Below are 8434 nucleotides of genomic sequence, written 5' to 3'. Positions count from 1 at the left end.
ATCTCCTCGCTAAAATAGAAAAGGCCTCGTACTGTGCGAGGCCTTTTTTGCTGATCTTGGCGATGCTCAAACAATTTGAATTACGGAGCTACACGCGTAGTTTCGATTTCTACCACGTTATTAGGTAGCGCATGCGGGTTATTTTGCAGCCATTTTTCCAACGCATCACAGCCCCCAATATACTGACCATTTAACCAGATCTGCGGTACCGTGACGGGTGTTTTTTCTCCGATGATCGCTTTGACTTCTGGGATCATTCGGTATAACGCAGCACTCTCTTTCACTACATCGTGGTAGCGATAGTCGATTCCTGCAGTATCAAGCAACTGCTTGGCTTTCACGCAGTAAGGGCAGGTGGCTTTGCCAAACACAATATTGCCTTGTAACGTGTCTTGTTTAGTCCACTCTTTGATGATGGATTGCACCAATACACCGCGGTTGAGGGCTTCTCCTTGGCTGATCATTTTGCCTGCTACGACCACGATCGGCGCATGCCATGCACCAAGCTTTAAGGGTTCCCACCAGTAGCTAAGCCAATCTTTCACCTCTAATTCAATCGGCACGCCAGCCAATTCATTGGCAAAGGTATCGGCTAAAATATCTTTGGTGAGTGTACATTCTCCGCAAGGAATGTTGACTTTAAAAGGGCCAAAATGGCCTGCCCAACGGTAGAGAGTGACTTTGATCGGTGTTGTCATCAAGTTGTTCCTTATACGCATCTTTCTGTTAAAAGATAGGAAAGGTTTTAGGCGATGTTTCTTTCACGCCGTGATTTTTTTGTTTCCCATTGAGTAATGAACGCGACAGATAACACGATAATTGCTGCGCCTAGCCAGAGTCTGCCCGGTGGTACCCAACCAAACACTAACCAGCCAGCCAGCACGTTTAAGGGAAGCTTGGCGTGATCAAACGGCTGAACAAAGGAAGCATCTGCTACCGCATACGCTTTGGCTATCGCCGATTGAGCAAGCGCTGTCATGATCCCTGCACCAATCAGTAACAGCCATACGGCTTGCCCGTTTGGCATCTGCCAATCGGGTATCGCCAGCAATAAGTTAAACGGGGTGATCAGCAGCAGTAAATAGACCACCATGGTGGACGGTGAGTCGTGAGAGGAGAGTTTTTTCACCATCAAGGAGTAACTCGCCCAGAAAAAGGCTGCACCGACAGGGAGCAGCGAAGCGAGATTAAAATCATCCGCCCAAGGCTCGAGGATGATCATCGCACCGATAAATCCGGTGAGGGTAGCCACCCAGCGCGCCATGCCCACTTTTTCGCGTAGCCATAGGCCAGAGCCAATGGTGGCAAAAAGGGGAGAAGTCATCAGTAGCGCAATACCTTGCCAAATTGGCACTGGATACGCGAGAGCCCACAACCAGAGCTGAATGCCAATCACGGCCAGAAAGACGCGCAGGAGATGCCAGCCAAACTGCTGAGTCCGCAGCGACTGACGAATGCCCAAGGTTTTGAGATAAGGCAGGATAACCACAATCGCAATCGCGTACTGCACTAAGGCAACGGTGGTGGAAGGAAGGCCAAATTGAATGCTGGCGTATTGTGCGACGCTGTTGACGATGGCGAACGCGAGGCCAGCCGTCAGCATCCAAAGCGCACCTTGCAATGGGTGATGTTTAATGCTCATGAATCAAAGAGGTAGTCAGAAAGTGGGCTGAATCATACGTGGTAATAGTGAGAAAACCAATCGCTGTGGTTGCTCATGACGTTCGAAATTCTGCAACAAAAAAGGCCAAGCAAACGCTTGGCCAAAGAAGGACAATATTCAGGAGTTTAAGGCAGTGTGATTAAAAATCGTAACGTAGACCTAGGCGGATGGTGTCTTCGACTTTGTAGCCAGCGTCTTTGTCATCCAGCCCGTTCGCTTTGTAAGCGAGGTAAGAGCGGAAGTTTTTCGTAAAATCATAGCGGCCAGTTAACTCAAAGAAGTCCGCAGTGTCTTTAGTGACATTCTTGGTCTCTTCTTCTTGGTTTTGGTAAGCCGCGATCAGGCGAAATTCTTTGGTGATTTTGTACTGTGCAGAGACTTCGATACCGGTAAATTCCGTATCTGCTTTGTCATTTTTATCACCCGTGGTGTAAGTGGCCCCGAAGTAGAGGTCACCCATGGTGTAACCCAAACCCGCAATGATTTGATCCGCTGAACCTTTATCTGTACCCAGATCATTGGCGGCATAACCTAAACCGATATCCAAACCAAATGGCGCTGAGTAGATGCCTGACAGGCCATAGCCATCGGCATTTTTCTCATCATCAGCAATGTAGCTTGCTTTTAGCTTGAAGCTTTCGAAGTCATAACCATACGCGATAGTGTTGTTGATCTGCTCGTTACCTGCGCTGATGAAGGCTTTTTGATCGCCAGTAAAGGTAGCGATATCAGACATATCAGAAATTTGTACGCCAGCGGTGTTTTGGCGGCCAAAGGAGATGCTACCAAAATCGCCTTTCATGCCCACGTACATATAACGTTGTTTGAACGTCGTTTCTTGCTCTGTTGACGTTCCTGCGGACGATTTCACGCCTTGCTCTGCTTCCCAGAAGCCAAAGCCTTTCATGCCGGCACCAATGTCGGTTTCACCCGCCACATTCAAGCGCACACGGCTCTTGTTGAGCATTGTGCCTTCAATTTCTTTGCCTTTGTCGTCGCTATTAAAGTCACCACGGAACTCCAGACGACCACCCACTTTGAGTGAAGTGCCTTCTGCATCGTATACGGTTGCGGCTAAGGTTGAGCCAGATACCACTGCGGAAAGAACTGCTACTGCGATTGCTGCTTTTTTCATTTTTCTACCCTATTAGTTTGATTGGGCTTTACTGCCCGACTTGTGATGCCGCTAAGGTACTGATTGAAAATGAATAATGCGTTTCTATTTGGTGACGTTTTGATTGAATTTTTATGGCGCGGGGATGACAGAGATAAGGCAAAATGATGACAGGCCTTAATCACACGGCGGAGCACGTACCTCCTGTTGAGCTTTCAAGTATGCTCTCTAGAGTGAAAAAAGCGCTTCGCCGTGGTGAGTGAGGGGGAATCGAAATTACAGGGTTAAGCCATTGACACTGACTTGCACATCAATGTTGCCACGAACCGCATTGGAGTATGGACAGACTTGATGGGCAACGGTCACCAACTGTCTGGCTTGCTCATCTTCTAAAGCAATGTGTGCGGCGAGGGTGACACTTAGCGCAAAGCCGCCTTGACCGTTGGGTCCGATACCGACAGTGGCGGTCACAGGCGCTTCTTTTAAGGCGACTTTTGCTTCACGAGCGACGTGCAAAATCGCGTTCGAAAAGCAAGCAGCATAGCCGGCTGCAAACAGTTGCTCTGGGTTGGTTGCCATACCGCTTCCACCCATCTCTTTTGGGTAGCTGAGATTGAGCTCAAGCAGTTTGTCTTCGGTGCTGACTACTCCATTGCGTCCTGCAGAAGCGGTCGCGGAAGTTTGATAAATCGTGCTCATGTTTTTATTCCTTAATTTAAGTTGCGTGCAATTTAATTGCTTGCAATCTTATATCGAGTCTTTTGTTGTTTGCAAGTATATTGTGTGCAATTTATTTTTTGAGGATAAATTATGTCTTCTCCACAAGTGAGCTGCCAAACGCCGACTCATGATCCATTACTGCTGGAAAATCAGGTTTGTTTCCCACTCTACAGTGCATCGAATGCGGTGATCCGTGCTTATCGTCCGCTGCTTGAACAACTGGATATCACTTATTCGCAATATCTGGTGCTGCTAGTGCTGTGGCAGCAAAACGGGATAAATGTGAAAGATCTCGGTGCTAAGCTGCATTTGGATTCCGGCACGTTGACTCCACTACTGAAAAGATTGGAAGCGAAAGGAATTGTGGAACGGCGACGCAGCAGCAGTGATGAACGAGTTCGTGAGCTATTTTTGACGCCAGCGGGTTTTGCGTTGCAAGAACAGGCTCGTTCAGTACCGAATGAAATGCTGTGTAAATTTGATCTCAGCTTAGAGGAGCTGATTAGCCTAAAAACGCTGTGCGAGAAAATTCTCCATACTCTCGACTGAGTTTGGCAATCAATGGGCTGAAGTACGCATTTTCCATCATTGTGTGATTGATTTCTGAGTAGTTTATCAGCGGTTAGTTTAGAATCGCGGCTTTGTGTCTGGTCAAGGAAGAGAGATGAGTCATATCCAATTTGCCAACCGAAACCTATCTGTCGGTAAAGTGCTGTGTGTCGGGCGTAACTATGTTGAGCATATTCAGGAACTGCACAATAGCATTCCAGAACAGATGGTGCTTTTTCATAAGCCTTCGTCAGCGGTTACATCGCAGCTGCGCGCCTTCCATCAAGAGCCTTTGCATTATGAAGCAGAGATCTGTTTTCTGGTCGAAAAGGGACAATATGTCGCGGTGGGAATTGGCCTAGATTTGACCAAGCGCCAAATGCAGAGTTATCTCAAGTCCAAAGGCTTGCCTTGGGAGCGCGCTAAAGCGTTTGATGGCGCAGCCGTATTGAGCCGATTTGTTGCGCTTGACGGGTTGGATGCCGACGATCTCAATTTGGAACTGCTGATCAACAGTGTGCGGGTGCAAAAAGGCCATGTCAGCCAAATGCTTTACTCGCCTCAAGCGGTATTGCAAGAGCTCAAAAGCTATCTGACTTTGGAAGATGGTGATGTGGTGATGACTGGTACACCACAAGGCGTTGGAGAAGTACATCAAGGCGACCGTTTTGTTGGCCGCCTGAAATGTGGTGAACAGACCTTGATTGAAGTGGAATGGTTGGCTGAATAACCGAGCTTTCACCCTCTCGCCCAACATACACTAAGCCCGTTTTTACGGGCTTAGGCCAATACCACCAGCTTGAGCAGTAAGAAACTCCCCATCCCCACGACGGTCGTCAGCAGGACATTTTTGCTTAACCAAGCCAGCACACCGGAAAGTAGTGCGGCGAGAAGATAGGGGTTGTGCCACTCTAACCACAAGGTTTTTTCTGGCATAAACACAATCGGCGCCCAAATCGCGGTAAGTACTGCAGGCCCCGAGTAGCTAAGTAAGCGTTGCAGCGTGGGGCTCAAACGCAGGGGTAGCTTAGGTTCAAGAAACAGATAACGGCTGAGAAATACCAGTGCCGTCATCGCGAATATCGAAAGCATGATCATGGGCGAGCTCCTAATAAACGTTCCGCACCGTAGCCAGCGAACATGGCGCCAATACTGGCGAACATCAGGCTGCCTTCAATCCCCATCACGGTGAGTGACACCGATAACACCAAGGCGGTCAGTACCGAAATCAGCACAGGCCAGCTTTTGATATTCGGGATCACAATCGCGATGAAAGTGGCGGCGACCGCGAATTCCAGTCCCCACTGATTGAGATCGGGCAGATAGCTGCCTGCGACAATGCCGACCAAGCTGGCTAAATTCCAAATCAGATAAAAACTCAGCCCTGCGCCTAACGCATACCAGCGATTAAACTGCTTGTCGGACTGCGCGCCGCAAATCGCAAACAGCTCATCGGTGAGCAAAAAGCCCAGTGTCAGCCGCCAGCGCAAGGGCAATAGGCTGATTTTGCTGCGCATTGATACGCTGTACAGAAAATGGCGTGAGGTAATAAAAAAAGTGGCTATCAACAAACTCAGTAACCCCGCCCCCGTTTTAAACATGCCGATAGCGACTAACTGTGCCGCTCCTGCAAACAAGATTGCCGACAAGGCTTGGCTCTCGATGACCGACAACCCCGCTTCAATCGCAAACGAGCCTGCTAATAAACCCCAAGGTAACACCGCAATGCTCAGCGGCAGCATAGCGACTGTGCCTTGCCAAAACAGTCGCGTGGGGGTGGGTGAATCATCAATGGTTAACACTTGGCTATTCATACTCTTTCCAATTTATAGAAGAAAACCTTATACCCTTCTTACCTGAAACTCCAAGTGGTTTGGGTACCGTTTGGGGTTATAAAAGCATAGGGACAAGCGGGTCATCTTGGATAATCTTGCGCGGCAGTGTGCAGGTGACGAGTGCTGATTATTTAAGGTCTTGCGTACTGTTTTGGGGTGATGCCGAGCGCTTTTTTAAAGTGGCGATGCAGATGGCTTTGATCGTGAAAGCCACACTCTTGCGCGGTTTCCGAGATACTCACGCCTTGCTTTAACAGGGTTTTCGCGAGGCGCAAGCGGGCTTGGATTTGATAAGCGTGGGGTGGCAAACCAAATTGTTTTTGAAACGTCCGCACCAGATGAAAAGGACTTAATCCCGCCAGTTGTGCCAGCTCTTCGAGTGAAACATCGGCCTGCGGAAAATCATCCAGAAACTCTTTAACTAGCAATAATGGGCGTAGTGCAGATAGCGGTTGATCAGCCTGTGGTGCTGTGCGGCCGTGGCGTGTCATCAGTTTGACTAAGCTGGCGTAAATCAGGGTTTCACGTAGCAAGCGGTTAGTCGATTTCTCAAGGGTTTCAAACACTAAGCGCAGTTGGCTCGCGAGTTCGGGGTCATACACCACCGCTTGTGGAAAATAAGGCGCTCCGGTATTGGCGCCAATCTCTTTGGCAACCGTGGCAAACTGCTCGGGCAGCGGGTACATGGCTTTATACGCCCAACCACCTTCGACGGCGGAGTGTCCGGTGTGCACTTCATCGGCGTTGACCAAAATAATGCTGTCTTGCGGCGCAATATGATTGCCGCCGGTGCGGTAGAAAGATTGTGCACCGCGCTCAATCACTCCCACGGTATAGCCTTCATGACTGTGGCGAGAAAAATTCTGCGTTTCGTATTGCGCATCAAGCAGCTCTAGGCCGCCAAACTCTTCGGCAATCTGAAATTTTGCTTGTTCTTTAATTTTGCCGGCTGAGTCGCTCATCACGCTTCCTTGTGCTTTTCCCTAATGAGTCTACTGCAAAGTGCAGGAAAGTTTTTGTACAAAATTGCGCTTCTGTACTAATCGAAATCCACACTATTTTATCTCTGGCTAGAAATGAGTTTATTTGGATTATCTTTCATATGGAAATGGCGGTATGTCTCCTATAAAATCCGCCGCTTTCCAGCTTTAACAAGATTTTCAACATGATTGATGTTTCGGTATTACCGGTTTATCTCACCGCGGTATTGGCGCTGTTGCTGATCCCAGGGCCAGATATGCTGCTGATTGCGAGCTCTAGTATGAGCTACGGACGCCGAGTCGGTTTGTTTGCCAGCTTGGGCAATGCCACATCAGGGATGATTTTAACCTTACTCGCGGCGCTCGGGGTTTCCGCACTGATTGCGATGAACCCGTTGGCGCTCAATGTGCTGCATTTGTTGGGGGGAGCATACCTGCTCAAAATGGCGTGGGATTGCCTACGCGCCGATGCGGCGCAAGCGCCCACCTTGGATGAGGCACAAGCGGTAGCAAAAACCTTTTACCAACGCGCTTTAGTGAGCAATTTGCTGAACCCAAAAGCCTTGGTGTTCTTTGTGCTGTTTTTGCCGCAGTTTGTTTCAACCAATATCGCAGCCAGCTCTGCCGAACAGATGTTCGCGCTGGGTATGGTGCTGAATGTGTGCGGCTTGCTGTTTAATCTGCTGCTGGTGGCTTTGATTGGCGTGTTTGGTCGCTCGCTGGTCGACAATCAGCGTTTTCGCACTTACCAGCACAAAGTGATGGGCGCGGTGTTTTTGCTGCTGGCGCTCTGGATGCTCAGCGATTTTGTGTGATATCGCCAAAAAAGTGAAAAGCCACAGATCGCATCTGTGGCTTTTTTGTAGGAATTACCAACATTGGTAGCTCAGCGAATCGCGTCCAACAGTTTGTCGGCGAGCTTTCTGAGTAAGCCCTTTTCCGGCCGAGTGTGGGCAAACGAGCGCAAACCATAAATGCCCATCACCAAATATTCGGTGAGTAGCACGCAGTCACTGTCTGAGTTTATCTCACCGCGCTGCTGTGCTTCTTGTAATTGCGCAAGCATGCCTTGCTTCCAAGTACCGACGGTTGCACGGATCAGCGTTTCGACTTCTTCATCCTGACAAGAGAGTTCATTCAGCGCTTTTTGCAGCAAGCAATCTTTGATCTCATCGCGTTCACACTCATCCACCACCATCGCCATGTACTGCTCTAATCCCGCTAAGATGGTGGGATGTGCGGCGAAAATCGCATTAAATTCCGAGACGCGTTGTTTGGTGTATTGCTCAAGAGCGGCAATCAGCAAACCGCGCTTATTTTCAAATGCGCAGTAAATCGAGCCGGGGTGTAAACCGGTCACGCGTTTTAAATCTTGCATGCTGGTTTTGTTGAATCCTTTGGACATAAATTCATCCATCGCGGATCGCAACACCTGCTCTCGGTCAAATTCAGCTACTCGCACAACACACTCTCTTCATCGAACATGGCGCGATTCTAGCGCTAAACCGAGTCGATGACAAAGTATCTTGAACGTTCATTCAAAAAAGTTCTTGAACGATTGTTCAAGAATGAT

The 8434-nt window shown here is 48.9% G+C and carries 11 protein-coding genes; 3 read left to right on the top strand and 8 right to left on the bottom strand.

Annotated features, from left to right (window positions below; all coding sequences use genetic code 11):
* Positions 1-80 precede the first annotated feature (80 nt).
* From GOU96_RS06610 to GOU96_RS06595, 4 genes are all read right to left on the bottom strand, one after another.
* Positions 81-698, bottom strand: coding sequence for a glutaredoxin domain-containing protein (locus GOU96_RS06610; protein WP_175597472.1), 618 nt, complete (start codon positions 696-698; stop codon positions 81-83).
* Positions 699-745: 47 nt separating this feature from the next.
* Positions 746-1603: a DMT family transporter gene (locus GOU96_RS06605; protein ID WP_174499911.1), complete on the bottom strand. Its 858-nt coding sequence runs from the start codon at positions 1601-1603 to the stop codon at positions 746-748.
* 199 nt (positions 1604-1802) lie between these two features.
* A complete protein-coding gene (locus GOU96_RS06600; protein WP_267781059.1) occupies positions 1803-2798 on the bottom strand; it encodes an anion-selective porin in 996 nt (331 codons plus the stop codon).
* A 255-nt stretch (positions 2799-3053) separates the two neighbouring features.
* Positions 3054-3476 (bottom strand): organic hydroperoxide resistance protein, encoded by a 423-nt coding sequence (locus GOU96_RS06595; RefSeq protein ID WP_267781057.1) that lies wholly within the window; start codon positions 3474-3476, stop codon positions 3054-3056.
* Positions 3477-3587: 111 nt separating this feature from the next.
* On the opposite strand from GOU96_RS06595, the gene GOU96_RS06590 reads away from it, so the two are divergent.
* Positions 3588-4046 carry a MarR family winged helix-turn-helix transcriptional regulator gene (locus GOU96_RS06590; protein WP_000098095.1) on the top strand — a complete coding sequence of 153 codons (459 nt, stop codon included), beginning with the start codon at positions 3588-3590 and terminating at the stop codon, positions 4044-4046.
* Between the two features lie 115 nt (positions 4047-4161).
* Positions 4162-4776, top strand: coding sequence for a fumarylacetoacetate hydrolase family protein (locus GOU96_RS06585; RefSeq protein ID WP_000018313.1), 615 nt, complete (start codon positions 4162-4164; stop codon positions 4774-4776).
* A 50-nt stretch (positions 4777-4826) separates the two neighbouring features.
* Here GOU96_RS06585 and GOU96_RS06580 read toward each other — a convergent pair whose 3' ends face one another.
* The 3 genes from GOU96_RS06580 to GOU96_RS06570 form a co-directional block, all read right to left on the bottom strand.
* Positions 4827-5144: an AzlD domain-containing protein gene (locus tag GOU96_RS06580; RefSeq protein ID WP_000605633.1), complete on the bottom strand. Its 318-nt coding sequence runs from the start codon at positions 5142-5144 to the stop codon at positions 4827-4829.
* Positions 5141-5860: an AzlC family ABC transporter permease gene (locus GOU96_RS06575; protein ID WP_042989186.1), complete on the bottom strand. Its 720-nt coding sequence runs from the start codon at positions 5858-5860 to the stop codon at positions 5141-5143. Before GOU96_RS06575 ends, GOU96_RS06580 begins: the two co-directional genes overlap by 4 nt.
* 152 nt (positions 5861-6012) lie before the next feature.
* Positions 6013-6843 carry a helix-turn-helix transcriptional regulator gene (locus GOU96_RS06570; protein WP_001283934.1) on the bottom strand — a complete coding sequence of 277 codons (831 nt, stop codon included), beginning with the start codon at positions 6841-6843 and terminating at the stop codon, positions 6013-6015.
* Between the two features lie 203 nt (positions 6844-7046).
* On the opposite strand from GOU96_RS06570, the gene GOU96_RS06565 reads away from it, so the two are divergent.
* A complete protein-coding gene (locus tag GOU96_RS06565) occupies positions 7047-7676 on the top strand; it encodes a LysE family translocator (RefSeq protein WP_000568039.1) in 630 nt (209 codons plus the stop codon).
* 71 nt (positions 7677-7747) lie between these two features.
* On the opposite strand, the gene GOU96_RS06560 is transcribed toward GOU96_RS06565, so the two are convergent.
* Positions 7748-8323: a TetR/AcrR family transcriptional regulator gene (locus GOU96_RS06560; protein ID WP_042989188.1), complete on the bottom strand. Its 576-nt coding sequence runs from the start codon at positions 8321-8323 to the stop codon at positions 7748-7750.
* Positions 8324-8434 lie beyond the last annotated feature (111 nt).

This window comes from Vibrio sp. R-1 (assembly GCF_035615595.1).
GTDB classification, from domain to species: Bacteria; Pseudomonadota; Gammaproteobacteria; order Enterobacterales; family Vibrionaceae; genus Vibrio; species Vibrio cholerae.
This window is presented reverse-complemented; position numbering and strand designations above follow the sequence as displayed.

Excerpts from the sequence above, each read along its gene's own strand:
- GOU96_RS06610 (WP_175597472.1), bottom strand. The coding sequence starts at position 698 with ATGACAACACCGATCAAAGTCACTCTCTACCGTTGGGCAGGCCATTTT.
- GOU96_RS06605 (WP_174499911.1), bottom strand. The coding sequence starts at position 1,603 with ATGCTGACGGCTGGCCTCGCGTTCGCCATCGTCAACAGCGTCGCACAA.
- GOU96_RS06600 (WP_267781059.1), bottom strand. The coding sequence starts at position 2,798 with ATGAAAAAAGCAGCAATCGCAGTAGCAGTTCTTTCCGCAGTGGTATCT.
- GOU96_RS06595 (WP_267781057.1), bottom strand. The coding sequence starts at position 3,476 with ATGAGCACGATTTATCAAACTTCCGCGACCGCTTCTGCAGGACGCAAT.
- GOU96_RS06590 (WP_000098095.1), top strand. The coding sequence starts at position 3,588 with ATGTCTTCTCCACAAGTGAGCTGCCAAACGCCGACTCATGATCCATTA.
- GOU96_RS06585 (WP_000018313.1), top strand. The coding sequence starts at position 4,162 with ATGAGTCATATCCAATTTGCCAACCGAAACCTATCTGTCGGTAAAGTG.
- GOU96_RS06580 (WP_000605633.1), bottom strand. The coding sequence starts at position 5,144 with ATGATCATGCTTTCGATATTCGCGATGACGGCACTGGTATTTCTCAGC.
- GOU96_RS06575 (WP_042989186.1), bottom strand. The coding sequence starts at position 5,860 with ATGAATAGCCAAGTGTTAACCATTGATGATTCACCCACCCCCACGCGA.
- GOU96_RS06570 (WP_001283934.1), bottom strand. The coding sequence starts at position 6,843 with ATGAGCGACTCAGCCGGCAAAATTAAAGAACAAGCAAAATTTCAGATT.
- GOU96_RS06565 (WP_000568039.1), top strand. The coding sequence starts at position 7,047 with ATGATTGATGTTTCGGTATTACCGGTTTATCTCACCGCGGTATTGGCG.